The following is a 26,315-nucleotide window of genomic DNA, read 5'->3' on the forward strand; positions in this document are numbered from 1 at the left end:
GGTCCCTCGTTCATGCGAGGTGGTCTGGCGTCGATCCGCCATCATGCACCCGCGCCGGGGGGCTTCGCAACGCGATAGCCGGGTCACAATCCGGCCACGGGCGGATCCTAAGCGTCGCAGCCTCCGGGGCGTGAACGCGTGAAGGCGTGAAGGGCCCCGATGCGAAACGGAACGCCATGACGCCCTCGGCCGCGCCCGCCCTCTTCGACGAAGCCTTCGATCCGACCGTCGCCCTCGACGCCGAGGGCGCGCGAACCCTCGGCCTGCGCAGCCTCAACCTCGGCATCAGCGCCCTTCAGGAAGTGACCGCCGCCTTCGACGGGGCCCTCGGCGAGGCGTTCGAGCGGGCGGTGGAGACGATCCTCGGCATCGAGGGCCGGGTCATCGTCAGCGGCATCGGCAAGAGCGGCCATGTCGGGCGCAAGCTCGCGGCGACGCTCGCCTCCACCGGCACGCACGCCTTCTTCGTCCACCCGACCGAGGCGAGCCACGGCGACCTCGGCATGATCGCCCGCGACGACGTGATCCTGGCCCTGTCGTGGTCCGGCGAGACGGCGGAACTGTCCGACCTCGTCGGCTTCTCCCGCCGATACTCGATCCCGCTCATCGCGGTGACGCGCAACGCCGCCAGCACGCTCGGCAAGGCCGCCGACGTGGTGCTGGAACTGCCGCGTGTACGCGAATCCTGCCCGCACGACCTCGCCCCGACCTCGTCCAGCCTGATCCAGCTGGCCCTCGGCGACGCCCTTGCAGTGACGCTGCTGGAGCGGCGCGGGTTCACCTCGGCGCGCTTCCACACGCTCCATCCGGGCGGAACGCTGGCCGCGCGGCTGAAGACGGTGCAGCACCTGATGCATGGCGGCTCCGAGATGCCGCTCGTGTACGAGGACGCGCTGATGTCCGAGGTGCTGATCGAGATGGCCGCCCGCCGCTACGGTTGCGTCGGCGTCACCGGACCGGACGGACGCCTCGTCGGCATCGTTACGGATGGCGACCTTCGCCGCCACATGGGCCCGTCGATCCTCGATACGCCCGTGCACAAGGTGATGACCCGCGACCCCATCACCCTGGAGCCGCACAAGCTGGCCCATGCGGCCCTCGAACTGATGAACCGCCGCCTGATCACCGCCGTCTTCGCCGTGGCCGACGGCAGGCCGGTCGGCATCCTGCACGTCCACGATCTGCTCCGCGCCGGGATCGCCTGACCGGGCCGGAGGGCGCGGACTCGCTTAGAGCCGCGCCAGCAACTCGGCCTTCTTGGCCTGGAATTCCTGCGCCGTGAGCACGCCGCGTGCGTGGAGGTCGGCGAGGCGTTCGATCGTGGACAGGACATCGCCCGAGCCCTGCGACGATGCGGGGGGTACGGACGGCGATTGCGGCCGAACCGGCGGCTGCGGCTCGGCCCGGGGTGCAGGCTGAGCCGGATCGACCCGCCTCAAGGCATTCAGGGCGACGGCGCCCGCCGAACCGGTGAAGCTCAGGGCACCGTTGGATTGCGACACGCCCGTGATGTCGTGGCCATCCGTGTCGTAGACGACCGTTCCCGACGGCTCCTCGACCGCCAGACGGCGGCTCTCCGGGAAGTAGGCATAGCGCATCCCGTTCTGTGACCCCGTCGCGGAGGGGTGCCCGAGATCGTCCGGCCACCACGCGCCGGATGGGGCCGCGCCGGAGGCGAAGCCCTCGACCGGCAGGGTGGAGGCGAGTTCAGCGCAGAGCGAGGCGACCTTGGCCCGCAACCCGTCATCGAACATGCGGCCGACCATGGTCATGCCACCCGCGCTCCACTGGCCCATGCCACCGAGATCCGGATGATCGAACTGCGCCATTCGTCCGTGCCCACGCTCCAGGGCCTGCACGAGATGGCGCACCGCATCCAGGCTCACCCCGTGGCGATCCGCGACGGTCTGCAGGCCGGAGGCATGGTCGAACCCGCCCCCGTCGAGGAAATCCGAACCGGGTCCGTCCATCCGCATCATGGCATCGTCCAGAAACGTCTTGAGCAGGGAGAAGACCGACACGGGCACGAACCCGGACCGTGATGCCTCAGCCCGGAAACGGGCCGGCGACCACGAAGTCGGTGATCGGACGGCGACCGTTCGGCGCCTCGCGGGGACGCTGCTCCTCCGTGAGGTCGGCGGTCGCCTTCTTGCGGCCGACCGCGAAGGCCGCTTCGATACGATGATGCTCGGGCAGGCGCAGCACCTCCGGCGCGCGGGCATGGTCGAACCCGGTCATGCCGTGGGCGTGCCAGCCTTGGCGAATCGCCTGCAACTGGAAGGCAAGCGATGCCGCCCCGGTATCGAAGGAATGGCTGTAGGACGGTTTCAGCTCGTCACCGACCTTCATGCGCGCGTTGGAGACGAGGAACAGGATCGCCCCCGTATCTGCCACCCATTTCTGGTTGCCGGGCACGAGGAGATCGAAGAACGTCTGCCAGTGAGCGTCGCCGCGGAGCGCATAGAGGAAGCGCCAGGGCTGCGAATTGTAGCCCGAAGGCGACCAGCGGGCCGCCTCGATCATTCGCATCAGCTCGGATTCCGGCACCGCCTCTCCGGTGAAGGCCCGGGGCGAGTGCCGCTCGATGAAGAGGGGGTCGATCGCGTGGTCGGGCTGGCGGGGCTCGGTCAAGGTGGGCATCTCCGGTGTGGTGGCCGATCATGCCCGAGGCGAACCCCGCGTTGCAATCGCTGCAGTGCGATCAGCGGATCCGGCCGGGGCGAGCGGGCTCGAACACGATGCGGCGATGGAAGGCGCACCAGCTCTTGCCGTCCTGCACGGGCGCGCCGCAACAGATCGCCTGGTCGCTCGGCTCGCCGATGATGTACTTGCACACGAAGGCGCCCGACTGGGCGAAGGGCACGCGCAGTTCCGCGGACGGCTCCTGAATGTTCTCGGCTTCCCCGATCTGCGACATGCGGACGAGTTGGTTCATCGGTCGTGTCCTGAACGGCGACCGCTCGGCCGCCCCTGTGTCTTGCGGTGCTGGAACGCCCTGCCGCTGTGCGGGGCAGCCCGGCCGTAACCGGCAGCGTGATGCTCCTGCCCCCGCGTGGAGCCGGTTCGCGACCGGCGCAGAGCTGTCATGGTAGTGTCGTAGCTGGGGTCCAGCGCCTTGAAAACAAGGGCGTCCTGCGTTGCACGCAATTGACCACAGTGGCGGATGCGTAGCTCGCGCGCGCCGCATGACGGATGCGCCCGTTCGCGCGCCCTGATGCGGCGCCCGGGGTGCATCGCGCGCCGCCCTGTGGTTTGCTCGGGCGAACTTCGGAGACGAGAGCCACCATGACGCACCAGCCCCTCGTGACGCCGGCTTGGCTGTACGAGCGTCTTTCCGCGCCGGACATCATCGTGCTCGATGCCTCGTGGTACCTGCCCGCCGCCGGTCGCGACCCGGAGGCGGAATACCGCGCGGCCCACATCCCCGGCGCGATTCGCTTCGATCTCGACGCGATGAGCGACACCGAATCGAGCCTGCCGCACATGATGCCCCGGCCTGAGGTCTTCGCCTCGCGGATGCGGGCGCTCGGCATCGGCGATGGGCAGCAGGTGGTGATCTACGACGGGATGGGGCTGTTCTCGGCGCCGCGCGTCTGGTGGATGCTGAAGACCTTCGGCATGCGCGACGCCCTGGTCCTCGACGGCGGCCTCCCGGCCTGGATCGCGGCTGGATATCCGACCGAGGAGGGAGAGGCCCAACCGCGCGAGCGCCGCCACTTTACCGCGCGCCTCGACAACGGCGCGGTGGCGGATGCAGGCGACATCGCCCGTGCCCTCGAAACGGGCTCGGCCCAGGTGGTCGATGCCCGCTCCGCCCCCCGGTTCCGGGGCGAGGAGGCAGAGCCGCGACCCGGCGTCCGCCCCGGCCACATGCCGGGGGCGAAGAATCTCCATTACGCCTCGCTCCAACGCGAGGGCCGCATGAAGAGCCCGGAGGAACTGGCCGAAGTCTTCACCGCAGCGGGTGTCGATCCACGCCGCCCCGTGCTCACCACCTGCGGCTCGGGCGTGACGGCAGCGATCATCAGCCTCGCCCTGGAGACGATGGGCCACCCGGCCCGCGGCCTCTACGACGGCTCGTGGTCCGAATGGGGCGCCGACCCGCAGCGCCCCGTCGAGAAGGGCTGAGGGCCCAGACCTTCCCTCCGTCATTGCGAGCGGAGCGAAGCAATCCAGGGGCGGGAGGGCCGCCGCCGAATGTGGCGTGTCCCTGGATTGCTTCGCCTTCGCTCGCAATGACGGCGAGGGCCATAACCTGTCTGGCCAGCCGCTCGTGATACACCCGTCGAAACGCCCGGCCGTTGACGGAATGGAGTCTTCTTGGCGGAATGAATGCCGACACCGCCATGATTCTCGAAGATCGTCTCGCCCACCTTCCTCTTCGCAAGCGCCGTGATCTCCTGCGGGGGATGGCGATCCTGTTCGAGGAGTTCGAGGACTTTCAGAAGGGCAAGATCTCGCAGAAGAAGAAGCGCGGGCGCATCGTCCGGGTGGTGCTCTACGGCTCGCACGCGCGGGGCGATTGGGTGGAAGACCGCGGCTCGGGCTACTTCTCGGATTACGATGTGCTGGTCGTCGTGAACCACGATGACCTCGTGGACGAGATCGATCTCTGGGACCCGGTGCGCGACCGGATCATCCAGACCGAGATGCTGAAGCCGTTCCCGCACGCCACGACGAACATCATCGTCCATAGCCATGCCGACGTGAACGACCAGAGGTCCCGAGGGCGTCCGTTCTTCGTGGACATCTTCCGGGATGGGATCACGCTGTACGAGGCGTCGGGCTTTCCCCTCGCCGAGCCGGGACTTCTCACGCCGGAGATGCGCAACGAGGAGGCGTGGCTCCACTATGAAACGTGGTTCGACGATGCCATGCACCAACTGGAGAGCGCGCGCTTCAGCATGAGCCGTGGTTTCAACAATCCAGCTGCTTTCCGTTTGCATCAGGCAACGGAAGGTTTCTTTCACTGCACCTTACTTGTGCTGACGCTCTACAGCCCGAAACTGCACGCCCTGCGCCGACTGCGCCCGATGGCCGAAGGGGTGGATCGGCGCCTCGTGGAGGCGTGGCCGCGCAACACGCGCCTCGCCCGTCGCCACTTCAACCTCCTCCACGATGCCTACGTGAAGGCGCGCTATTCGCGCCGTTACACGATTACCTTGGAGGAGCTGGAATGGCTCGCCGAGCGCATCGAAGTCCTGCAGCGGATCGTGCAAGAGATCTGCGCCGAGCGTCTCGGCCCACGCCCAGACTCCTTCCTCGCCCCCTACACCTCGTCCCGCTAACCCCCGTCGTTGCTTCGCTTTCGCTCGCAATGACGGCGGGGGGGCATAACGGACGGGCCCTCGCCCTATGCCGTCCGCACCGCCCGGCGCTTGTCGGCGGCGACCCACTGCATCAGCGCCACCATCACCGCGATGGTGGCGATGTAGACGGCGAGCTGCAGAGCGGTCGGACGGTCGGTGTAGCCGACGAGGGCGTGCAGCACCCGGCCGGTCCAGGAATTCTCGGCGATCAGGGCCGAGCTGTTCCACACGGTGCGGCCGAGAACCTCGATCACGCCCGCATTCGCGAGGAACTGCGCCGCCTGCGAGGCGAGGCCCGCCGCGAGGAAGGTGATGAGCACGCTCGTGACCGTGAAGACGTAGCGGGCGGGGATCGAGGCCAAGCCGAGATAGCTCACCGCCGACAGAACAATGCCCGCGCCGACACCGGCCAGCGCGCCGAACTGGATGTCGGCCCCCGAAGTGCCCGAGGCCACGAGCCCGTAGAGGAACAGCACCAGTTCCGCGCCCTCGCGCAGGATCGCCGCGCCGACCACGATCGACAGGGCCGCCGCCTCGCGCTGGCCACTGCGCACCGCCTCACCGGCGGCCTTCAGCTCGCCCGCCATTTCGCGGCCGTGCTTGCTCATCCAGGTGTTGTGCCAGATCAGCAGCAGGACCGCGACGATCAGCACCGCCGCGTTGAGGATGTCCTGCCCGCTGCCCTCGAAGGCGTCGGAAATCCTCTCGGCAAACAGGGCGACCAGAGCCGCGCCGCCGAGCCCGCCCGCCACGCCGAGCAGCACCCAGCGCATCCGGCCGGGAATGCCCCGCGTCGCCGCGAGCACGATGGAGATGATGAGTCCCGCCTCGATGACCTCGCGGAAGGCGATGACGAAGGCACCGATCATGATGCGATGTCCATGTTTGGCGCGGAACCCGCGCTACCAGATCCAGAAGAGCAGCACCCAGTTGGCCACCGAGACCGTGGCGGCCCCGGCGATGCAGGCCGCCGCCACCGCGCGGCGCAGGCCGCCCGACGAGAGCCCCGCGACCCGCCACGCGAGCCACGTGCTCCACAGGGCCGCCCCGGCGAGCAACGCGGCGCGGATCTCGGCCACGTAGGGCACGACAAACCCATCCCCACGCAGGAACGTGACGGTGAGCGCCGAGAGGCCGAGGAAGACGCCGCAGCCCGCGATCGGGATCAGCGTCTGGGTGAGATGATGGAAGCGTCGCAGGGAGAACGGCCCGAGGGCGCGCGAGGCCAGGGCGACGAGGGCGGCGAGGCCGAGGCCGAGCACCAAGGTCGCCACGCCGATATAGACGAGCAGGACCGCCCCATCGAGGAGCGTCATCACGTCGTTGCGGTCGGGGTAATTGGTCAGCACGAACCAGGGGGCGGAGGCTTCGAGCGGCCATGTCGTGCCATGCTCGATCAGCCACGTCGCCGCCGCCTGCTTCATGTCGAGGAACCAGGGGCTCGACGACCATTGGAACGCGCCGACCGCCAGCCCCAGCATCCCGAACAGGATCAGGCTGGTCTGTTCCCAGGAGGGCTCGTCGCCCGCTACGTGGACGATCTCGCGGTTGGGCGAGCGCAGGGCGAGGCGCACCGCGCCCCGGTGACTGGAGCAGCGCCCGCACATGTGGCAGGCGCCCGCGCCGCGCATGGTCTTCACCGGCACGAGGGGTGCGCAGTTGAAGCTCTCCGTGCCCCGTGCGGGCTTCGGCGAGGCCGCCCAGGCGGCGTGATCGACCTGAAAGCTCAAGGGGGCGAGCTTCGACAGCACCGCGAACACCCCGTTCACCGGGCAGAGATAGCGGCACCAGACCCGCTTGTTGCGGCCGTAGAGCAGGCCGACCACGATCGCCGCGAGGGTGGAGCCGCCGAGCACGGCGAGCGCGGGCTTCGGATAGCCGTAGACGCTCGTCATCTGGCCGTAGACCGTGGTGCCCGCGAAGGCGATGAACGGCCAGCCGCTCCACGTGATCCAGCGCGGCACCGCATAACCGCGGCTCCACCGGCTCGCGATTTCCGAGAGCGCGCCTTCGGGGCAGAACACCCCGCACCAGACCCGGCCGACGAGCACCATGCTCACCAGCACGAACGGCCACCAGATGCCCCAGAACGCGAATTGCGCGGCGAGCGTCAGGTTGGTCCAGATGTGCTGGGCGTTGTCAGGCAGGGGCAGGAAGGCGGGCACCGCCACCAGCAGAATGTAGACCGCCACCACGATCCACTGCACCGCGCGGATGGAACCCGCATGGGCGCGCAACCAATCCCCCAGCCGCGCGAGTCCCGCATCGAGCGCGCGGGTCCGGCCCGGCGCCGGAACGCCCGGCACCAGCGAGACATCGCCGGCTATGGATCCGCCCGCTCGTCCACTCACTTGGCCACCAGCTTGGCCTTCGCCTCCGGATGGAAATCGTCGAACACGTCGTAGCTGCCCGCATCGAGCGTGCGGAACACGATCGCGGAGGTCGAACCCGCGGCGAGCGCCTTCTCACGCTTCAGTTCGAGACTCTCGAACTCGACAGGCGATTGCCCGGTGTTCGAAATCTCCAGCTTGAATCGCGTATTGGCGGGCACCTCGATGATCGCGGGCAGGATGACCCCGTCGCGCATCTCGACCTTGATGACCGGCATATCCTCGGCGCGCGCGACCGCGCCCGCGCACAGCAGGAAAAGGGCGGAGACGGCGAGGCGCGCGATCACGGGAGCGTTCATCCTGTCAGTAGGAGCCCTTCTTGCCGGTGCCGGCAAAGGTGAAGTCCTGGGTCATCTCGAAGGCGTCGAACCACGGGCCGATCCCCGTCTCCTTATCGACGTGACGCCCGAAATGGCTGTTCTTGCCGGGCGGGGCCACGGAGACGGTGAGGCGGTAGCGACCCGGGCCGAACAGCTTGACGTTGTCGCCGTAATGGGGGCCGTCATTGGCCACCATCGGCATCAGCATGCCCTCGACCTTCTGATCGGTCGGCTTGTCACCATCGAGCTTCACGAGCTTGAAGCGGACGTCGAGGGCGGGCACGAAATCGCCCTCGGCGAAGCCGTTGCGGTTATCCTTGGCGGCGCGAATATCGGTTTCGAGGTGGATGTCGGATTGCGCGGCGGCGCGCATCATGTCCGGCGGATCCATCTCGATCGGCTGAAGATAGACGGCGGCGACTTCGAGCCCGTTCTTGGTCAGGTGGGGGCCGATCGGCACCTCCTTGGCGCTCGCCGTGGCGACGGCGATCAGCAGGGACGAAGCCGCGAGAGGAAGGCGGAGTCGGGCGAGGCGGAAGGGGGCGATGGCGCGCATGGCTGCGCCACATAAGCCCGTCCGGCCAAAGTTCAAAGTCCTCCGCCGCACAATCAAATCATAATAGTTCCAAAGAACACCATCGCCGGAAGTCCTCGTTCGGGGCATCAGAGAAGTGTGCAAGTTTTCGCATCTAGCCTAGACGTGAAGAGCACTCGTGGCATGGCTGTGGCATGCCGTCGCCGGTTTCGCGCTCACGATCCTGTCCCCAGGCATCATCGCAGGCGTGTCACCCAAGTGTCGTCATGAAGCGATGAAGGTCGAAGGGAAGCGAAGCGGGCGGAAGCGGATATGGCCGTCATACGCCTTGCCCTTCCCTGAATGCATCGCTAAGGATCATCTTTATAGCAAGTGCTATATCAAGGGCGTTGGCGAGGGCGATGGGATGAGCAGGAAGGGGGCGGACGCATTCCGGACCCGTGCGACGGTGGGCTCCGCCGCTCGCGGCGCGAGATTGCGCCGTCTGATCGTCGGCGTGGCCGTCGCGGGCGCCGCGTGGCCCCGCGTCACACTGGCAGCCGATCCCGCCCGGGCGCCCGCAGCAGCGGCTCCCCCTTACACCGATTGGTCGGGCCCGTATCTCGGGCTGGAGGGCAGCGCCAGCGGCTCCTACGGCGCCTATAATTTCGGGCCCTCGACCGTCGGCGGTCGCGGCGTACCCGCTTTCAAGTCGGGCGATTCCACCGGCCGCAGCGACCGGGCGCGCGAGGCCACGACGGCGTTGGGCGGTGCCTCTGCGGGCTGGAACTGGCAGAACGGTCCGTGGCTCTACGGCATCGAGGCCGCCATCGATGCGGCGAACCTCAAGCGGCCGGTGCCATCGACCATCGCCGGGTTCGGCTACGAGGCGATCGACCCCGCCTTCGACATCATCCGCGCCAAGACGGATGTGTACGGCACCCTGCGCGGGCGGCTCGGCTACAGCTTCGATCGCTACCTCGTCTATGCCACTTTCGGCCTCGCAGGAGCCAATGCGCGGCTGATCGCGAATTATCCGGATCTCGGCACCGGCGGGCTCAACGCCGCGCGGCGGGATCTGAGCTTCCTCGGCTTCACCCTCGGCGCGGGCGTCCAATACGCGATCTCCGAGACCCTCGCCCTGGGGCTCGATTACCGCTACGTCGATCTCGGCGAGAGCCCGCGCTTCGCGCTCGGCAGCGTGCCGGGCCTCGGTCCGGTCTCGAGTCGCACGAGCTTCACCTCGAACCAGATGTTCCTGCGGCTCATGTGGTTTCCGGGTGGCCTGAAACTGGCCCCGGACCTCGACGAGACCGCGCCTCACGACCCCGACACGGCGAGCTCCGACAGGTTCTCCCTGCACGGGCAGACCACCCTGATCGCCCAAGGGGTACCGGGTTTCCGCTCGCCCTATCTCGGCGATCAGAGCCTCGTGCCGCACCAGGCACGCCAGACCACGACGGCGACGATCTTCCTTGGGTTGAAGCTCGCGGAGGGTACGGAGCTCTACTACAATCCGGAATTCAGCCAGGGCTTCGGCCTGTCGCGGACGCTCGGCGTCGCGGGCTTCGTCAACGGCGAGGCGCAGAAGGCGGGCGCGCCGTTCCCGAAGCTGCGGTCCAATCGCTACTACATCAAGCAGACGATCGGCCTCGGCGGCGAGACCGTGGACGTACCGGACGGGCCGAACCAGGTCGCCACGCGCTACGATGCGGAGCGCATCACCCTGATCGCGGGCAAGTTCGCGCTGGGCGATTTCTTCGACGGCAACGTCTACGCCCACGACCCACGGGTGGATTTCTTCAACTGGTCGCTATGGGGCGCCTCGGCCTGGGACTTCCCCGCCAACCTCCCCGGCTTCACGCAGGGCGTCTACGCCGAATACAACCGGCCGGAATTTGCCGTCCGTGCCGCCTACACGCAGGTGCCCAAGCAACCCTCAAGCGATGTCCTCGATCCGCGCGTCTTCGAGCGCGCCGGCCTCAACATCGAATTCGAGGAGCGCCACGTGCTTCCGATCCTCGATCAGCCGGGCAAGATCCGCGTCGGCCTGTTCTCGAATGTCGGCAACTCGGCCAATTACCGCGACATCATCACACTCACGCAGGGGGGCGCGTTCGGGGACATCAACGATGCGGCGACGCTGACACGGCGTCCGCGCCGCAAGAGCGGCGGCTACGTCAACCTCGAACAGGCCCTGACGCCGGAACTCGGCCTGTTCGCCCGCGCCAGCATCGGCGACGGGCGCACCGAGAACATCTCCTTCACCGATATCGACCAGAGCTTTTCGGGCGGCCTCTCCCTGAAGGGCAAGGCCTGGGACAGGCCGGACGACACGGTCGGACTCGGCGCGGCGATGAACGGCCTCACGCCCTCGCACCGCGCCGCCTTCGCCAACGGCTATCTCGGCCTGCTGATCGGCGACGGACAACTCCGCTACGGCACAGAACGCGCGATCGAGAGCTATTACGCCCTGAACCTCACGAAGTTCGTGACCCTGACCTTCGATTATCAGTTCGTGACCAACCCCGGTTACAACCGTGATCGCGGGCCGGCGCACTTCTTCGCATCGCGGCTCCACGCGGATTTTTGAGAACGAGGATCGACCCGCCTCAGCCCCCGATCACCGTTTCCCCGAACACCGTCTCGAACGCCGCGCGCAGCTGCATGTCGACCTCCGGCATGCTCACGGGCAGGCCGAGATCGACGAGGCTCGTCACGCCGTGCTCGCGCACGCCGCAGGGGACGATGCCGGTAAAGTGAGTGAGATCCGGCTCCACGTTCAGACTGATGCCGTGGAAGCTCACCCAGCGGCGTACGCGGATGCCGATGGCGGCGATCTTGTCCTCGACGGTCGCGCCCTTCTCCGGCCGCCGCACCCAGACACCGACCCGTTCCTCGCGCCGCTCGGCGCGAACGTTGAACGCCTCCAGCGTCGCGATCAGCCATGCCTCCAGGCTCGCCACATAGGCACGAACGTCGGTGCGGCGGCGAGAGAGGTCGAGCATCACGTAGGCCACACGCTGGCCGGGGCCGTGATAGGTGTATTGCCCGCCGCGCCCGCTTGGGAAGACGGGAAACCGTTCCGGCGCCACGAGGTCCTCGACGCGGGCGGACGTACCCGCCGTGTAGAGCGGCGGATGCTCCAGCAGCCAGACGCATTCCGCCTCGCTCCCCGCCGCAATCGCCGCCGCCCGCGCCTCCATCCACGCGACCGCCTCGGCGTAATCGACGAGCCCCTCGCTCACACGCCAGGCCACGGGGGGCGAGCCGGGAACGGGCAGAAAGGCGGCCGGGGAGACCGCGAGGCGGGCGGCGTTTACCAAGACTTCACCATCATTGAGGAACTGTCTCCTGATCATTCCGGATGAACGGTGGCAAGGTCGCTTTGGGCGTGGGCGTGTTCGAGACCCTCAAGGTCGATCTGACCGTCGTGCTCGGTCGGGCGCGGATGCCGCTGCACATGCTGCTGCGCATGGGCCGCGGTGCTGTCATCGCCCTCGATGCCTCCGATGCCGACATGGTCGAAATTCTCGCCAACGACCATCCCGTGGCCAGGGGCCAGATCGTCGTGACCGGCGACCGCATCTCCGTGGAGGTGACGGAACTGATCCGCAAGGAAGCCGCCATCATCGATCCGACCGTCACCATCGGCGACGGCGCGGCACCTTTCCTGGACGAGGGACCGCTTGCAGCTTGAACATTCGCTTGTCGGGGCGGAAGCGATCTGTTATCGCCTCCCGCGCCGGACGACGCGACGCCCTCCGGGGCTCGGGACGACGGAGTGATCGGACGGACCTCGGTCTTATCCGATGCGGCCATGGCGGAATTGGTAGACGCGCTAGCTTGAGGTGCTAGTCCCGCGAGGGGTGGAGGTTCGAGTCCTCTTGGCCGCACCAACTGTTCTCGACACAGTTGGTGCCTGACAGCGGCGAAGACCGGCGGATAATCGCCGAGAGCCGCGAAACGACAATCATCAATTCATCGCGAGCGAAGCATAACCCAGCGCGCTGCCGGGGCTTCCAGAGCTTGCGCACCGTATCGCCAGCCCTTGGCCGATGGCGGGGCGAGTGCGCTCCCGTCCGCATTGTCCTGGCAATTTCATGCGGTTCGGGCGACCAAAGCAGCCGACCGCACGTACTTCACCCGCCAGTTTCGCAACGAAGCCGGTCCGGAACACAAATAGCTCGTTCGAGGCCCCCGAAAGCGAACGATAGATTTATTCTGTGCTCTCGAGAGTTGGGCGGGTTGATTTTACGCAAGCACTTCTTCAAAGTTTGTGCCGGTACCACGAAGCTCGAGCGGTGCCCCACGCTTCGAAAACGTGGATCTTACCCTCTTTCCTCGAGATCATCCTGTCCATGCGCCACCCTCGTGTGCGGCGTCCTTTCATCGTCGAATCCCGTGGCAGCAATCGTGATGGCAATTCCATCGCGATCCCGAAGCGAGTGCCACCAACACCTCGCCCCCAGTTCAAAAGCGATGAGGCGACACGCCCTCTCTTCGATCCCTGGGCCGCGGTGACCACGCCCGCCGAGCCGGTGACGGCGCGGCGCATCCTTCCGAACATCATGGCTCCGCCCGAGCCGGTCACGGCCGAGCCGGAGCCCGAGGTTCAGGCCGCCGAGCCGCCGCTGCCCCGCGTCCGCCGGGTGAAGCCCCGCGCCGCCCCGGCGCCGCGTCCGGCATCGGTCAAGGCGGAGGTGACGATCCAGGCGGCCCCGCCTGCGCCGCCCGCCCCCGTCGCGATGGCCGCCCCTCCGGTGGCCTCTGAGCCGAAGAACGCCTCGCCGCGTTTCCCGCTGCGGACCGACCGGACCGGGCGCGCCGCCCTGCCCGCCGGGCAGCGGTGGAAGGCCCGTCTGCCTCGTTCCTGCTGGTAGCCGGATCGTCCCCTCGATGGATCGCTCGGCCACAGGGCCGGAGACGCAGGACGCCTCCGGTCTGCTTTCCCCACGCATGCGTGGCATCCGCACGAGCCAGATCGGCCTCGTCGCGGATCGCGGACGGGACGATCCCGATGTGGTGAAGCTCTGGATCGGCGAAGGCGACCTGCCGACGCCGCCCTTCATCGTGGAAGCCGCCCACCGGGCGATGCTGGCGGGACATACGCGCTACGCGACCTCGCTGGGTTTGCCGCGTCTTCGCGAGGCTTTGGGCGCCTACCATGCCCGCCATTGGGGCGTGGACATCCCGCCCGACCGCTTCGCCGTGACGGCGGGCGGCATGAACGCGGTGATGCAGGCCGCCCAGGCCCTGCTGGAGCCCGGCGACGAGATCATCATCCCCTCCCCCGCTTGGCCGAACATGGGCGAGGCGGTGCGGATCACGGGCGGCGTGCCCGTCCCGGTCCCTTACCGGGTGGATGCACAGGGCCGCTTCTCCCTGCCTCTGGCCGATATCGAGGCGGCGCTGACCGAGCGCACGCGGGTGATCGTGGTCAACTCGCCCTCGAACCCCACCGGCTGGATCATGCCGCGGGACGAGATGGTGGCGTTGCGCGACCTCGCCCGGGCGCGTGGTCTGTGGATCCTCTCGGACGAGGTCTACGCGCATTTCACCTATGACAGGCCCCTCGCGCCGTCCTTCCTGCAGATCTGCACGGAGCACGACCGGCTGATCGTCACCAACACCTTCTCGAAGAATTGGGCGATGACCGGGTGGCGAGCCGGGTGGCTGATCTACCCGAAGGGCCTCGCCAGGACCTTCGAGAAGCTCGGGCAATACAACACCACCTCGATCCCGACCTTCGTGCAGCACGCCGCCGTCGCGGCGCTCGATGAGGGAGACGGCTTCATCCGCACCATGGTGGAGCGATGCGCCGAGGCGCGCGCCATCCTGATCGAGGGGCTATCGCCCTTGCCGGCGGCGTCGATCGCCCCGCCGGAGGGGGCGTTCTATCTCATGGCCCGTCTGGTCGAGGGAGAGGCGAGCCTCGCCTTCGCGCTTCGCCTACTGGAGCAAGCGAAGGTCGGCGTCGCGCCGGGCACCGCCTTCGGCCCCGAAGGCGAGGGCTTCGTGCGGCTGTGCTACGCGATCAGCCCCGGACTCGCGCGGGAGGCCGTCCGCCGGATCACCGGCCTCCTAGGACGCTAGAGCCGTATCTGACCTGATTGCATCAGGCGAGCGGCCCTCGCTCCTTGTTGTGCCGCGCAGTCTTGCGGCGAACCGATGTCCACTTCGTCGGAATACGCTTTAGCTCACGGGCAGGCGCAGGATGCGCGGGCGCCAGATGCCGAGGGCCACGTTGGCGACGGCTACGGCGAGAAGCACCCAGAGGCTGTTACGCTCCGGTCCGATGGAGGCGCCAAGGGCGGAGGGGTCGAGCTTTCCGGCGAGCGCCGCCGCGCTCATCGCGGCCTCGCGCTGCATCGGACCCTGGATGTAGACGAACCCACCCTCGAACATCAGCACGCCCGTGGCGAGCTTCAGCCACGCCCAGCCCGCAATGCGGTAGACCGGGTGCAAGGCCATAGCGAGGAGGCCCGCGATCAGAACGAGGGCGAGCGAGGGTAGGAACATCCACGTCGCCACCGCGCCCATGGCGCCCCGGATCAGGGCGTAGCCCGCCAGTTCCGAGGTCGGGGGCGTGACGGAGAACAGCACCAGGAAGGTCGCCATTGCCCCCATCAGGCCGATGGAGCCCATCGTGTGCAGAAACTTGAGCAGCCGCCGCATCGGATTCGTCAGGGTTTCAAAAGGTCATGAGACCTTTTGCGGGCTGAGGGCGGCGCCTTGCAAGAGGCGGGGGCGCCGCGCCCGGCCCGTCATACGGCCGCATTCTCCACGAGGATTTCACGCTTGCCGGCGTGGTTGGCCGGGCCGACGAGACCTTCCGTCTCCATGCGTTCCATGATCGAAGCGGCGCGGTTGTAGCCGATCTGGAGACGGCGCTGGATGTAGCTGGTCGAGGCCTTCTGGTCGCGCAGCACCACCTGCACCGCCTGATCGTAGAGGTCGCCGCCGGTCTCGCCGAAGGATCCCGCATCGAACACCGCACCGTCGATGTCGAGATCGGCGGACGCCGCGCCCTTACCTTTCCCCTTGCTGCCCTGGTCGCCGGGCTCCTCGTCATCCGCCGTGACGGCGTCGAGGTAGCTCGGGCGGCCCTGGCGCTTCAGGTGGGCGACCACGCTCTCGACCTCGTTGTCCGAGCAGAACGGGCCGTGCACGCGGGTCGTGCGACCGCCACCGGCCATGAACAGCATGTCGCCCTGGCCGAGCAGTTGCTCCGCGCCCATCTCCCCGAGGATCGTGCGAGAGTCGATCTTGCTCGTCACCTGGAAGGAGATCCGGGTCGGGAAGTTCGCCTTGATCGTGCCGGTGATCACGTCCACCGACGGACGCTGCGTCGCCATGATCAGGTGGATGCCCGCCGCACGCGCCATCTGCGCGAGACGCTGGATCGCCCCTTCGATGTCCTTGCCCGCCACCATCATCAAGTCGGCCATCTCGTCGACCACGATCACGATGTAGGGGAGGGCGGAGAGGTCCATCTCCTCGTCCTCGTAGACCGCCTCGCCGGTCTGCCGGTCGAAGCCCGTCTGGACGGTGCGCGTCAGAACCTCGCCGCGGGCGGCGGCCTCGGCCACGCGGGCGTTGTAGCCGTCGATGTTGCGCACGGCGATCTTGGCCATCTTCTTGTAGCGCTCCTCCATCTCGCGCACGGCCCACTTGAGGGCGATGACTGCCTTCTTGGGGTCCGTCACGACGGGGGAGAGCAGGTGCGGGATGCCGTCATAGACGGACAGTTCCAGCATCTTGGGATCGACCATGATCAGGCGGCACTCCTCCGGCTTCAGCCGATAGAGCAGCGACAGGATCATCGTGTTGATGGCCACCGACTTGCCCGAGCCGGTGGTGCCGGCCACCAGCAGGTGCGGCATGCGGGCGAGGTCGGCGATGATCGGCTCGCCGCCGATATTCTTACCGAGGCAGAGTGCCAGCTTGTGCTTGGTGTCGACGAAATCCTCCGAGGCGAGGAGTTCGCGCAGGAACACCATCTCCCGGCGGGCATTCGGCAGTTCGATGCCGATGGCGTTGCGGCCGGGCACGACCGCGACGCGGGCCGAGACGGCCGACATGGACCGGGCGATGTCGTCGGCCAGCGCGATGACGCGGCTCGACTTGGTACCGGGGGCGGGCTCCAGCTCGTAGAGCGTCACGACCGGGCCCGGCCGCACGGCGAGGATGTCACCGCGCACGCCGAAATCACCCAGCGTCGCTTCCAAGAGTGTGGCGTTCTGCTCCAGGGAATCGGCAGAGACGAGGCTCGCCTGAGAAGGTCCACGGGCCTCGGCCAGGAGATCGAGAGCCGGCAGTTCATACTCGTGCGGCTCGCGCGGGGGCGCGACAGGGCGCCGGGCGGGCGCCGGACCTGAGGGCGGCGGCGCCACCCGCGAGGGAGCGGCACGGGCGGCAGGCATGGCCGCGACGGGCTCGGGCTCGCCCAGGTCGTCCTCGTCGTGGAGGATCGGCGCCGGGCGGTCCGGCTCGGCGCGGGGGCCCGCGTCGAAGACCGGCTCCCGGCGCTTCGTCGCACCGCGATCGGCCTCGGGGAGATGGTCCGCCCAGGGCAGATCGGAATCGGAGAAGGCGCGCTTGGCGGCGAGCGCCGGAGAGGCGCCATCGAGATCCTCGCCCTTTCCGCTGCGCCAGCCCTCGACCCGCTCGGCGACCGAGGCGCGGGCGCGCATCAGCCCCTGCGCCACGGCACCGATGCCGACGAGGCCGAGGCCAGGCTCATCCCTGTCGCCCTCGCGGACATCCCGGTGGCGATCGGCGGCACGGCGGGCAGGATAGAGGTCTTCCGGGCTCTCCTCCTCGGCGGGGATGAAGCGGCAGGCGCCCGTCAGGCAGACGATCGCGATCGCCGCGAAACCGAAGCCGGACAGCGGCGCGAGGCCGGAGAACATGCTGCCGAGGATGCGGCGGACGATATGGAGCAGCCCATCCCCGGTGACGCCGCCGAGCCCGGTGGGCAGGGGCCAGCGGGCAGTGGGTGGCAGGGCGCTCGCCACCGCGCTCGCGGCGCAGAAACCGATGATCCAGAGGGCGATGCGCGCACCGCCGCCGGGCAGGTCGCGCTCGCGCATCAGCCGCACGCCCCACAGGGCCGGGGGAAGCACGAAGGCCAGCGAACCCAGGCCGAGCAACTGCATCGCGAGATCGGAGATCACCGCGCCGGGCTGGCCGAGCACGTTGTGGGCCGCATGCTCGGTGGCATGGTTCAGGCTCGGGTCCTCGATGGACCACGTGGCCAGCGCCACCGTCATGGCGACGGCGGCCGTGAACAACACGAGCCCACCGAGCTCCGTCAGGCGCTTACCCAAGAAGGGGCGGACACCATCGACGAAGGTCTCGTAGGGCGACGCGGGGCGGCGAAGCGAGCGCATGCGGGACCGGACGCAGAACGAAGGACTCGTCGGAGACGCTGGCAGAGAGGGCTTAACGACCGGCTAAGGTTGAGGAAGGCTTGAGCGGGTGCGCACAGGGCAGTCCCGTCTTCGGGCGCGTGCAAAGCGGGTCCCGTTGTGGCACATCCCGCCCCATGAACATCGACGGCCGTCCCTATCGCACCATCTTCGCCGACACGGATGGCGTCAGCGTCCAGGTCATCGACCAGACGCGCCTGCCCTTCGCTTTCGAACTGAAGCGCCTCGCCACGCTGGACGACGCGGCGGTCGCGATCCGCACGATGATCGTGCGTGGGGCCCCGCTCATTGGCGTCACCGCTGCCTACGGCCTGGCCCTGGCCATGCGCGAGGATGCCTCGCTGGAGGGGATCGACCGGGCCTGCGCGACGCTCGCCGCCACCCGACCCACCGCGATCAACCTGCGCTGGGCGCTCGACCGCGTCGCCAGCAACCTCCGCCAGATCCAGCCGGACGAGCGCTTCGCCAGCGCCTTCGCCGAGGCGGGCCGCATCGCCGAGGAGGATGTCGCGAGTTGCCGGGCCATCGGCGCCCATGGCGGACGGCTGATCGCCGACCTGCACAAGGCCAAGGGGCGGCCGATCCGGGTGCTGACGCATTGCAATGCGGGTTGGCTCGCCACCGTCGATTGGGGCACCGCCCTGGCCCCGATCTACGATGCCTATGAGAACGGCGTGCCGGTGCATGTGCTGGTGGATGAGACGAGGCCCCGCAACCAGGGCGCGGCGCTCACCGCCTTCGAGCTTCACGGCCATGGGGTGCCGCACACGGTGATCGCCGACAATGCCGGCGGCCACCTGATGCAGCACGGCGAGGTCGATCTCTGCATCGTCGGCTCAGACCGGACCACCGCCGAGGGCGACGTGTGCAACAAGATCGGCACCTATCTGAAGGCCCTCGCCGCCAGGGATACGGGCGTGCCGTTCTACGCCGCCCTGCCCTTCTCCACGATCGACTGGACTCTTCGCGATGGCGTCGCCGAGATCCCGATCGAGGAGCGCGACGCCCGCGAGGTGACGCATCTCACCGGACGCACCGAGGATGGCGGCTTCGCAACCGTGCAGGTGGTCTCTCCCGGAAGCCCCGTCGCCAACCCGGCCTTCGACGTCACGCCATCCCGGCTCGTCACCGGCATCATCACCGAGCGTGGCGTGTGCGAAGCGAGCGCGGAGGGGTTGCTCGGCCTCTACCCGGAGCGGCGCCAAGCGGCCTGACCTGTTAACCGCTCGACCCTGCGGCGGCGCATCGCGGGGACCCTCTCGGGCATCGGACGTTGCCCGCTGGATCATTTCTCCAGCGGACAGGGACAACCGATGTCGGATGACCACGCGACGATCTGGGACGAGTTCAAAGAGGCGGTGAACATGACACCGGCCGCCCTGCGCAAGCACCTCGACAGCGAGGAGAGCAAAGAGGTCGGCCAGAAGAAGAGTGGCGGTGAATCCACCGGCCACGCGATGGGCCGCCGCATCCTCGAGATCAAGGATAAGAAGAAGGCCGATCTCGATGACGACGATTACGCCGCCATGAAGAAGGTGGTCGGCTACGTGCACCGCCATCTCAAGCAGGGCGGGGATTCCCGGAAGGATCCCGATTCGCCCTGGCGGCTGTCACTGATGAACTGGGGCCACGATCCGCTCAAAGATTGAGGCGGCCTCCCCCCGCTCAGTAGCGCGGCGGCACGATCCAGGCGGGGGCGATCACGTATTCCTTCGGGCGCTTGCGCTGGCCGAGGCGCCCCTCGGAATATTGGTCGTGGAAATAGTCGAACCCGGTCAGCCCGAAGCCGCCACCATTCATCACCTGCGCCACCGGCACGGCGGGCTGGACGAGATCGGGACGGTTCGCGGGCGCCACGGGGCCGAGCACGGTACCTTCGAGCACGCTCGGCGCGTCGGGGGCCACGAAGACGAAGCCCTGCGGACGCAACGGCACCGGAACGTCCTGTGCCCAGGCATTCCCGGCGCAGGCGGCCGGAGCGAGGAGGGCGGCGAACAACGCCTTGCGGATCGAGAGGCTCACGCGATGCTCCGGTCACTCAACAGGGGCGGGAGCGTAGCAGATCGGCCGCCCCAGACAAACGCGACCCGGCGGATCAGCCGCGGGACTGGAGGACGACCGGCGGCGAAGTCGGCACCGGACGGCAGCCCGTGGTGAAGGCGTTCAGCGGCAACGGGCGCGACTGGCAGGCATAGGCATCCGTCGGCCCGGGGGCCGGAACGGGATCCCGCGCGATGATGGGATTGGGCGCGCAAGCCGAGGCAGCGGCGGCGAGCAGCAGGGCGGCGATGGTGGACAGACGGCGCATGCAGCTCTCGGGACCGGGACGGAATACCCCCACACGGACCCTGCGCAGGCAGGCGGCGCCTGACAAGCGCCGCCGCTAGGGAGAACACCCCTTTGGCGAGCCCTGTCGCCGGATGGCCACAGGACTCGTGCGGGCTCAGACCGCCTGCACGATCGGCACGACGTTGTGCAGGGACTTGTCCGCCGCGTCGAAGAACCGGCGCAGGTTGCGCGCGGCCTGACGGATGCGCTGCTCGTTCTCGACCATGGCGATGCGGACGTAATCGTCGCCGTGCTCGCCGAAGCCGATGCCGGGGGCGACCGCCACGTCCGACTTTTCCAGGAGGAGCTTGGAGAATTCCAGGCTGCCCATGGAGCGGTACCGCTCGGGGATCGGCACCCAGGCGAACATCGACGCGGCCGGGGCCGGAATCTTCCAACCCGCCTTGCCGAAGGAATCGACCAGGGCCTCCCGGCGCTTCTTGTAGACGGCCCGCATCTCGTGGATGCAATCGTCCGGCCCGTTGATGGCGGCGGTGGCCGCCACCTGGATCGGCGTGAAGGCCCCGTAATCGAGGTAGGATTTCACCCGCGTCAGCGCCGCGAGCAGCCGCTCGTTGCCCACGGCGAAGCCCATGCGCCAGCCGGCCATGGAGTAGGTCTTCGACAGGGAGGTGAACTCCACCGTGCAGTCGATGGCCCCCGGCACCTGCAGCACGGAGGGCGGCGGCTCGCCGTCGAAATACACCTCGGCATAGGCGAGGTCGGAGAGCAGGATCAGCTCGTGCTTCTTCGCGAAGGCCACGAGGTCCTTGTAGAAATCGAGCCCGGCGACATAGGCGGTCGGGTTCGACGGGTAGCAGACGACGAGCGCCACCGGCTTCGGGATCGAGTGCTGCATGGCGCGCTCGAGGGCCGGGAACATGGCGGGCGTCGGCTCGGCGGGCACCGAGCGGATGACGCCGCCCGCCATCAGGAAGCCGAAGGCGTGGATCGGGTAGCTCGGGTTCGGCACCAGCACCACATCGCCCGGCGCGGTGATCGCCTGGGCCATGTTGGCGAAGCCTTCCTTCGAGCCGAGCGTCGCCACGACCTGCGTGTCGGGGTTCAGCTTCACGCCGAAGCGGCGCTCGTAATAGCCGGCCTGGGCACGGCGCAGGCCCGCAATGCCCTTGGACGCGGAATAGCGGTCGGTGCGCGGACGGCCCGCGGTCTCGCACAGCTTGGCGATGACGTGCTTGGGCGCATCGAGATCCGGATTGCCCATGCCGAGGTCGATGATGTCGGCGCCGTTAGCTCGGGCGGCCGCCTTGATCCGGTTCACCTGCTCGAACACGTAGGGCGGGAGTCGCTTGATGCGGTGAAAGTCGGTCATCGGCGTTTCCATGGGCGCGCCCGATTGTTCAGGTCCCTGTGGGGCGCGAACCGCTGCGTATAGCAGAGCCGGCCTCGCCCGCCGACCCTTAAAAATCGGTCACTGCGGCGCGGACGTGGCAGGCTTCGCCGCCGGATCCGGCGGCGGCGCGATGCCTTTGGCGACGCCCTTAGCCGCGCTCTCGGCGGCCCTGCCGCGGGCGACGTTACGGCCGCGCGCCGTCTCCAACTCGGATTCGAGCGCCTTCTGCCCCTCGGCAGTCTTGGCGCGGGTGGTGCGCTTGGGCGCATCCACCCCCACGGCCATGAAGTCGGGCGTCTCCTTCGGGCGGGAGTTCGTCACGAAATCGGGGGCATCGACCTTGCGAGGCCCGTAACCCGCATCGGCAGCGAGCGTGCGTACGGTGTCGCCCGAACAGGCGCCGAGCGGAGTGAGAAGACAGGCGAGGACGAGGCAGTGTCGCAGGGCAGGCGTCATGAAGGATCTTCCCGCGCGCGATATCGGTTGCGCGATGAGAACATGGGTCGGATGTCGCGGGGAACCCCGCACCGGGGTGGCGAAACCTCCGGCTCACTCCTTAATGTAGCGGAAACGAGGTCCGCCACCACAGGCGGGCGATAGCGGTCCAGGGAGGCAGCCCGGTGACAAGCCCGCAGCAAAGGCAGGCGACGGAGAAGGCCGCACGCGATTCCGCGGCGACCGTCGAGGCCAACGCGCCCGCCCTACCTGATTTCGAGGCGATGTCCCGCAATGCGGGTCAGCTTGTCGAGGCGCTCGGTCGCAGCGCAGCCCGCTACCTGAAGCCCGAAACACCGGCCGGACCCTCCGCCGAGGTGGGCGAGATGGTGCGCACCCTCGGCAAGGTCGCGGAATCGTGGCTGACGGACCCGACCCGGACCGTGGAGGCGCAGACGCGCCTGTCGCAGGAATTCCTGACCCTATGGGGCTCGACCTACCAGAAGCTGCAAGGGCAGCAGACGCCCCCCGTGGCCGCGCCGGAGCCGCGTGACAATCGCTTCGCCCATCCCGACTGGTCGGAGAACCCGTATTTCGACTTCATCAAGCAGGGCTACCTGATCGCCACCCGCTGGGCAGAGGATCTGGTGGAGGATGCCGAGGGCATCGACGAGCACACCCGGCACAAGGCGCAGTTCTACCTGCGGCAGGTGACGAGCATGCTTTCGCCTTCGAACTTCCTGGCGACCAACCCCGAACTGATCCGCCACACGCTCGCCGAGAACGGCGCCAACCTCGTCCGCGGCCTCAAGATGTACGAGGAGGACATGGCGGCCGGGAACGGGTCGCTTCGCGTGCGCCAGGTCGACCCGGCCGGCTTTGAGGTCGGTCGCAACATGGCGGTGACGCCGGGCGAGGTCGTGTTCCGCAACGACCTGATCGAACTGATCCAGTACGCGCCTACGACGGAGACCGTGTTCAAGCGCCCTCTGCTGATCGTGCCGCCGTGGATCAATAAATTCTACATCCTCGACCTGAACCCCCAGAAGAGCTTCATCAAGTGGATGGTGGACCAGGGGCTGACGGTGTTCTGCATCTCCTGGGTGAACCCGGACGAGCGGCATGCCGAGAAGGATTTCGAATCCTACATGAACGAGGGGATCGAGGCCGCCATCGACGCGATCGGCGCCGCGACCGGCGAGAACGAGGTGGCGGCGGCGGGTTATTGCGTCGGCGGCACATTGCTCGCGGTGACGCTCGCCATGCAGGCCGCCACCGGCCGCAAACGCATCACCAGCACGACGCTTCTGACCACGCAGGTCGACTTCACCCATGCCGGCGACCTGAAGGTCTTCGCGGACGAAGAGCAGATCCGGCAGGTCGAGAAGACCATGGAGGAGCGCGGCTATCTCGAAGGCGCGCGCATGGCCAACGCCTTCAACATGTTGCGGCCGAACGACCTGATCTGGCCCTACGTCGTCAACAACTACATCAAGGGCAAGGCGCCCTCGGCCTTCGATCTGCTCTACTGGAACTCGGACGCCACCCGGATGCCGGCGGCGAACCATTCCTTCTACCTGCGCAATTGCTACCTGGAGAACAACCTCGCCAAGGGGCGAATGGTCATCGGCAACGTGCGCCTCGACCTGAAGCGGGTGAAGATCCCGGTCTTCAACCTCGCCACCCGCGAGGACCACATCGCCCCGGCCCTGTCGGTGTTCAAGGGATCCAAGCGGTTCGGCGGCCCGGTCGATTACGTGCTCGCGGGATCCGGTCACATCGCCGGGGTGGTCAACCCGCCCGCCAAGCCGAAATACGGCTTCTGGACGGGCGGCCCGGTGAAGGGCAAGTTCGAGGAATGGTTGGAGCAGGCCGTCGAGACGCCCGGCTCGTGGTGGCCCTACTGGCTCCGCTGGATGGAGGCGCAGGCCCCCGAGCGGGTGCCCGCCCGCAGCCCGGGCGGCGGCGCCTTGCCCTCCCTCGGCCCGGCACCGGGCACCTATGTAAAGGTGCGGTCCTAGAGGTTTTTGTCATCCCTGGCGCACATCCGCCGGTCGTCTTTGCGAGCGAAACGAAGAAATCCAGGGTAGCGGGACATTCCCGAACGGGGCGGATCCCTGGATTGCTTCGCTGGCGCTCGCAAAGACGAACAGGTTTCTTGATCCGGGGATGGCAGAATTCGTCCCGGTAAGGACCAACAAACGAGAGGTCGGAGCATGAAGCTGATCCGCCACGGCGCGCCCGGAGACGAGAAGCCCGGTCTCGTGGATGCGAAGGGAGGCCTTCGCGACCTGTCCGGCCTGGTCCGCGACATCTGCGGCCCCGCGCTCTCGCCCGAATCCCTCGCGCGGTTGAAGCTGGTGGACCCGGATCGGCTGCCGCTCCTGCCGCAGGGCACGCGGCTCGGCCCCTGCGTCGGCGGCACCCGCAACGTCATCGCGATCGGCCTGAACTATGCCGACCATGCCGCCGAGACCGGCTCGCCGATCCCGTCCGAGCCGATCGTGTTCAACAAGGCCCCGTCGAGCCTGTGCGGGCCGAACGACACGGTGATTCTGCCCAAGGGCTCATCCTGCACCGATTGGGAGGTGGAGCTGGCGGTGGTGATCGGCCGCCCGGCGAGCTACGTCCATGCCAACGAGGCGCTGGATTACGTGGCGGGCGCCTGCATCTGCAACGACGTGTCCGAGCGCGACTGGCAGATGAACCGGGGGCCGACCTGGACCAAGGGCAAGAGCGCTCCGACCTTCGGGCCGCTCGGCCCCTGGCTCGTCACCCTGGACGAGATCCCGAACCTCAAGAAGCTCGCCATGAGCCTCGACGTGAACGGGCAGCGCCGACAGACCGGCTCGACGGCGACGATGATCTTCGATGTGGCGCAGATCGTCGCCTATTGCTCCCACTTCATGCTGCTGGAGCCGGGCGACGTCATCACCACCGGCACGCCCCCCGGCGTCGGACTCGGCATGGATCCGCCGACCTACTTGAAGGAGGGCGACGAGATGGTGCTGCGCATCGAAGGCCTCGGCGAGCAGCGCCAGAAGGTCGTGGCCTTCGACGCCTGGACCGCCCGGGCCGCCGCGGGGGCGTAAGATCGGGGACTTGATTTTTCCCGGCCAAGGCTTGCAAGAAAAAGCCATGAGCGAGCCTGCCGTGAGCCTTCGGGACGACATCCGCCACGATTGGACCGTGGAGGAGATCCGCGCGATCCATGACGCACCGTTGATGGACCTCGTGTTCCGCGCGGCGACGATCCATCGCCGCTACAACGATCCCGCCGACATCCAGCGGGCCTCTCTGCTCTCGATCAAGACCGGCGGATGCCCGGAAGATTGCGGCTACTGCTCGCAATCGGCCCATCACAAGGAGACGGGCCTCACCCGCCAGCGCCTGATGCCGGTCGAGACCGTGCTCGCTGAGGCCGCCGCCGCCAAGGCCGCCGGGGCGCACCGCTTCTGCATGGGCGCCGCGTGGCGCCAGCCCAAGGACGGTCCGGAATTCGACGCCGTGCTCGCCATGGTGCGGGGCGTGCGCGGGCTCGGCATGGAAGCCTGTGTCACCCTCGGCATGCTGACCACGAGCCAGGCCGAGCGTCTCGCCGAGGCCGGCCTGACCTCCTACAACCACAACCTCGATACGGGTCCGGACTACTACGACAAGATCGTCTCGACCCGGACCTACGAGGATCGGCTGGCGACCCTGGAGCGGGTGCGCGAGGCGGGCATCGGCGTCTGCTGCGGCGGCATCATCGGTCTGGGCGAGGAGTCGAGCGACCGGGTGGCGATGCTGCAGGTTCTGGCGAACCACGCGCCGCACCCCGAGAGCGTGCCGATCAACGCCCTGGCGCCCGTGTCGGGTACGCCGCTCGGCGATACCGCCGCTCCGGTCGATCCGTTCGAGATGGTGCGCATGTGCGCCACGGCGCGCATCGTGATGCCTCGCTCCCGCGTTCGCCTCAGCGCCGGTCGCCGGGCCTTGAGCCGCGAGGCGCAGACCCTGTGCTTCCTGGCCGGGGCGAATTCGATCTTCTACGGGGACCGGTTGCTCACCACGGCGAACCCGGACGAGGATGCCGACGTGGCCCTCCTCGCCGATCTCGGCATCCGGGTGGCGGTCGAGACCCGCGTCGCGGCGGAATAACCGGCCGTTTCGACCGACATTTTCCGGCCTTTCGCGCCCTCGGCCGTCTTCGCTCGCAAAGACGGAGATGTGGACGATCTTCCCGGCCAGC

Annotated in this window: 26 protein-coding genes and 1 tRNA gene; 13 read left to right on the forward strand and 14 right to left on the reverse strand. The window is 68.0% G+C overall.

The genetic code is table 11. From position 1 onward, the window contains the following. The first annotated feature begins 176 nt into the window (after positions 1-176). Entirely contained in the window at positions 177-1,205 is a 1,029-nt protein-coding gene (locus J4O73_RS03130; protein WP_426214471.1) for a KpsF/GutQ family sugar-phosphate isomerase, read from the forward strand. A 24-nt stretch (positions 1,206-1,229) separates the two neighbouring features. On the opposite strand, the gene J4O73_RS03135 is transcribed toward J4O73_RS03130, so the two are convergent. From J4O73_RS03135 to J4O73_RS03145, 3 genes are all read right to left on the reverse strand, one after another. Next, positions 1,230-1,970, reverse strand: coding sequence for an SHOCT domain-containing protein (locus tag J4O73_RS03135; RefSeq protein WP_426214896.1), 741 nt, complete (start codon positions 1,968-1,970; stop codon positions 1,230-1,232). Between the two features lie 76 nt (positions 1,971-2,046). Beyond that, positions 2,047-2,640: a nitroreductase family protein gene (locus tag J4O73_RS03140; protein WP_426214473.1), complete on the reverse strand. Its 594-nt coding sequence runs from the start codon at positions 2,638-2,640 to the stop codon at positions 2,047-2,049. Positions 2,641-2,701: 61 nt separating this feature from the next. Next, entirely contained in the window at positions 2,702-3,187 is a 486-nt protein-coding gene (locus J4O73_RS03145) for a GcrA family cell cycle regulator (protein WP_426214475.1), read from the reverse strand. A gap of 98 nt (positions 3,188-3,285) precedes the next feature. On the opposite strand from J4O73_RS03145, the gene sseA reads away from it, so the two are divergent. Then, entirely contained in the window at positions 3,286-4,128 is an 843-nt protein-coding gene (sseA, locus tag J4O73_RS03150) for a 3-mercaptopyruvate sulfurtransferase (protein ID WP_426214477.1), read from the forward strand. 200 nt (positions 4,129-4,328) lie between these two features. Further along, complete coding sequence (locus J4O73_RS03155) at positions 4,329-5,288, forward strand: HEPN domain-containing protein (protein WP_426214479.1); 960 nt, start codon at positions 4,329-4,331, stop codon at positions 5,286-5,288. Positions 5,289-5,353: 65 nt separating this feature from the next. Here J4O73_RS03155 and J4O73_RS03160 read toward each other — a convergent pair whose 3' ends face one another. The 4 genes from J4O73_RS03160 to J4O73_RS03175 are packed head-to-tail and all read right to left on the reverse strand — an operon-like array spanning position 5,354 to position 8,575. After that, entirely contained in the window at positions 5,354-6,178 is an 825-nt protein-coding gene (locus J4O73_RS03160) for an FTR1 family iron permease (protein WP_426214481.1), read from the reverse strand. A 33-nt stretch (positions 6,179-6,211) separates the two neighbouring features. Next, on the reverse strand, positions 6,212-7,615 hold the full coding sequence (locus J4O73_RS03165) for a 4Fe-4S binding protein (protein ID WP_426214483.1): 1,404 nt from the start codon (positions 7,613-7,615) through the stop codon (positions 6,212-6,214). Between the two features lie 41 nt (positions 7,616-7,656). Then, a complete protein-coding gene (locus tag J4O73_RS03170) occupies positions 7,657-7,998 on the reverse strand; it encodes a cupredoxin domain-containing protein (RefSeq protein ID WP_426214485.1) in 342 nt (113 codons plus the stop codon). A 4-nt stretch (positions 7,999-8,002) separates the two neighbouring features. Beyond that, on the reverse strand, positions 8,003-8,575 hold the full coding sequence (locus tag J4O73_RS03175) for an iron transporter (protein WP_426214487.1): 573 nt from the start codon (positions 8,573-8,575) through the stop codon (positions 8,003-8,005). Positions 8,576-9,038: 463 nt separating this feature from the next. Between J4O73_RS03175 and J4O73_RS03180 the strand changes: the two genes are divergently transcribed. Continuing rightward, entirely contained in the window at positions 9,039-11,126 is a 2,088-nt protein-coding gene (locus J4O73_RS03180; protein ID WP_426214898.1) for a carbohydrate porin, read from the forward strand. A 19-nt stretch (positions 11,127-11,145) separates the two neighbouring features. Here the strand turns inward: J4O73_RS03180 and lipB are convergent, their stop codons facing one another. Continuing rightward, positions 11,146-11,859, reverse strand: a complete 714-nt coding sequence (gene lipB / locus J4O73_RS03185; RefSeq protein ID WP_426214489.1) for a lipoyl(octanoyl) transferase LipB — start codon at positions 11,857-11,859, stop codon at positions 11,146-11,148. Between the two features lie 41 nt (positions 11,860-11,900). Here lipB and J4O73_RS03190 point away from each other — a divergent pair, with 41 nt between their 5' ends. The 4 genes from J4O73_RS03190 to J4O73_RS03205 all read left to right on the forward strand — a co-directional run bounded on the left by J4O73_RS03190 (position 11,901) and on the right by J4O73_RS03205 (position 14,629). Beyond that, a complete protein-coding gene (locus J4O73_RS03190) occupies positions 11,901-12,233 on the forward strand; it encodes a FliM/FliN family flagellar motor switch protein (RefSeq protein WP_426214491.1) in 333 nt (110 codons plus the stop codon). Between the two features lie 114 nt (positions 12,234-12,347). Further along, positions 12,348-12,432, forward strand: a tRNA-Leu gene (locus J4O73_RS03195). Between the two features lie 621 nt (positions 12,433-13,053). Beyond that, positions 13,054-13,416, forward strand: a complete 363-nt coding sequence (locus J4O73_RS03200; RefSeq protein ID WP_426214493.1) for a hypothetical protein — start codon at positions 13,054-13,056, stop codon at positions 13,414-13,416. 16 nt (positions 13,417-13,432) lie between these two features. Then, a complete protein-coding gene (locus J4O73_RS03205; RefSeq protein ID WP_426214495.1) occupies positions 13,433-14,629 on the forward strand; it encodes a pyridoxal phosphate-dependent aminotransferase in 1,197 nt (398 codons plus the stop codon). Positions 14,630-14,728: 99 nt separating this feature from the next. Here the strand turns inward: J4O73_RS03205 and J4O73_RS03210 are convergent, their stop codons facing one another. Together J4O73_RS03210 and J4O73_RS03215 are read right to left on the reverse strand one after the other, a co-directional pair. After that, entirely contained in the window at positions 14,729-15,211 is a 483-nt protein-coding gene (locus tag J4O73_RS03210; protein WP_378968297.1) for a hypothetical protein, read from the reverse strand. Between the two features lie 89 nt (positions 15,212-15,300). Beyond that, positions 15,301-17,928, reverse strand: a complete 2,628-nt coding sequence (locus J4O73_RS03215) for a DNA translocase FtsK (protein ID WP_426214497.1) — start codon at positions 17,926-17,928, stop codon at positions 15,301-15,303. A gap of 155 nt (positions 17,929-18,083) precedes the next feature. On the opposite strand from J4O73_RS03215, the gene mtnA reads away from it, so the two are divergent. Further along, positions 18,084-19,181: an S-methyl-5-thioribose-1-phosphate isomerase gene (mtnA, locus tag J4O73_RS03220; protein ID WP_426214499.1), complete on the forward strand. Its 1,098-nt coding sequence runs from the start codon at positions 18,084-18,086 to the stop codon at positions 19,179-19,181. Positions 19,182-19,280: 99 nt separating this feature from the next. Then, a complete protein-coding gene (locus J4O73_RS03225; protein WP_426214501.1) occupies positions 19,281-19,616 on the forward strand; it encodes a DUF3140 domain-containing protein in 336 nt (111 codons plus the stop codon). A 16-nt stretch (positions 19,617-19,632) separates the two neighbouring features. On the opposite strand, the gene J4O73_RS03230 is transcribed toward J4O73_RS03225, so the two are convergent. From J4O73_RS03230 to J4O73_RS03245, 4 genes are all read right to left on the reverse strand, one after another. Continuing rightward, complete coding sequence (locus J4O73_RS03230; protein ID WP_426214503.1) at positions 19,633-19,989, reverse strand: hypothetical protein; 357 nt, start codon at positions 19,987-19,989, stop codon at positions 19,633-19,635. Between the two features lie 73 nt (positions 19,990-20,062). Beyond that, on the reverse strand, positions 20,063-20,275 hold the full coding sequence (locus tag J4O73_RS03235; RefSeq protein WP_378968287.1) for a hypothetical protein: 213 nt from the start codon (positions 20,273-20,275) through the stop codon (positions 20,063-20,065). A 135-nt stretch (positions 20,276-20,410) separates the two neighbouring features. After that, complete coding sequence (locus tag J4O73_RS03240; protein ID WP_426214505.1) at positions 20,411-21,628, reverse strand: LL-diaminopimelate aminotransferase; 1,218 nt, start codon at positions 21,626-21,628, stop codon at positions 20,411-20,413. Positions 21,629-21,727: 99 nt separating this feature from the next. Next, positions 21,728-22,105 carry a hypothetical protein gene (locus J4O73_RS03245; protein ID WP_426214507.1) on the reverse strand — a complete coding sequence of 126 codons (378 nt, stop codon included), beginning with the start codon at positions 22,103-22,105 and terminating at the stop codon, positions 21,728-21,730. Positions 22,106-22,368: 263 nt separating this feature from the next. Here J4O73_RS03245 and J4O73_RS03250 point away from each other — a divergent pair, with 263 nt between their 5' ends. The 3 genes from J4O73_RS03250 (at position 22,369) to bioB (ending at position 26,224) form a co-directional block, all read left to right on the forward strand. Then, the gene (locus J4O73_RS03250; protein ID WP_426214900.1) at positions 22,369-24,105 is read left to right on the forward strand and encodes a PHA/PHB synthase family protein; all 1,737 of its coding nucleotides are present in this window, start codon (positions 22,369-22,371) and stop codon (positions 24,103-24,105) included. Positions 24,106-24,300: 195 nt separating this feature from the next. Next, positions 24,301-25,176 (forward strand): fumarylacetoacetate hydrolase family protein, encoded by an 876-nt coding sequence (locus tag J4O73_RS03255; protein WP_426214509.1) that lies wholly within the window; start codon positions 24,301-24,303, stop codon positions 25,174-25,176. 46 nt (positions 25,177-25,222) lie between these two features. Beyond that, positions 25,223-26,224, forward strand: a complete 1,002-nt coding sequence (bioB, locus tag J4O73_RS03260) for a biotin synthase BioB (RefSeq protein WP_426214511.1) — start codon at positions 25,223-25,225, stop codon at positions 26,222-26,224. The last annotated feature ends 91 nt before the right edge of the window (positions 26,225-26,315 follow it).

Origin of the sequence: Methylobacterium sp. NFXW15, assembly GCF_049887755.1 — a bacterium.
Lineage (GTDB): Bacteria > Pseudomonadota > Alphaproteobacteria > Rhizobiales > Beijerinckiaceae > Methylobacterium.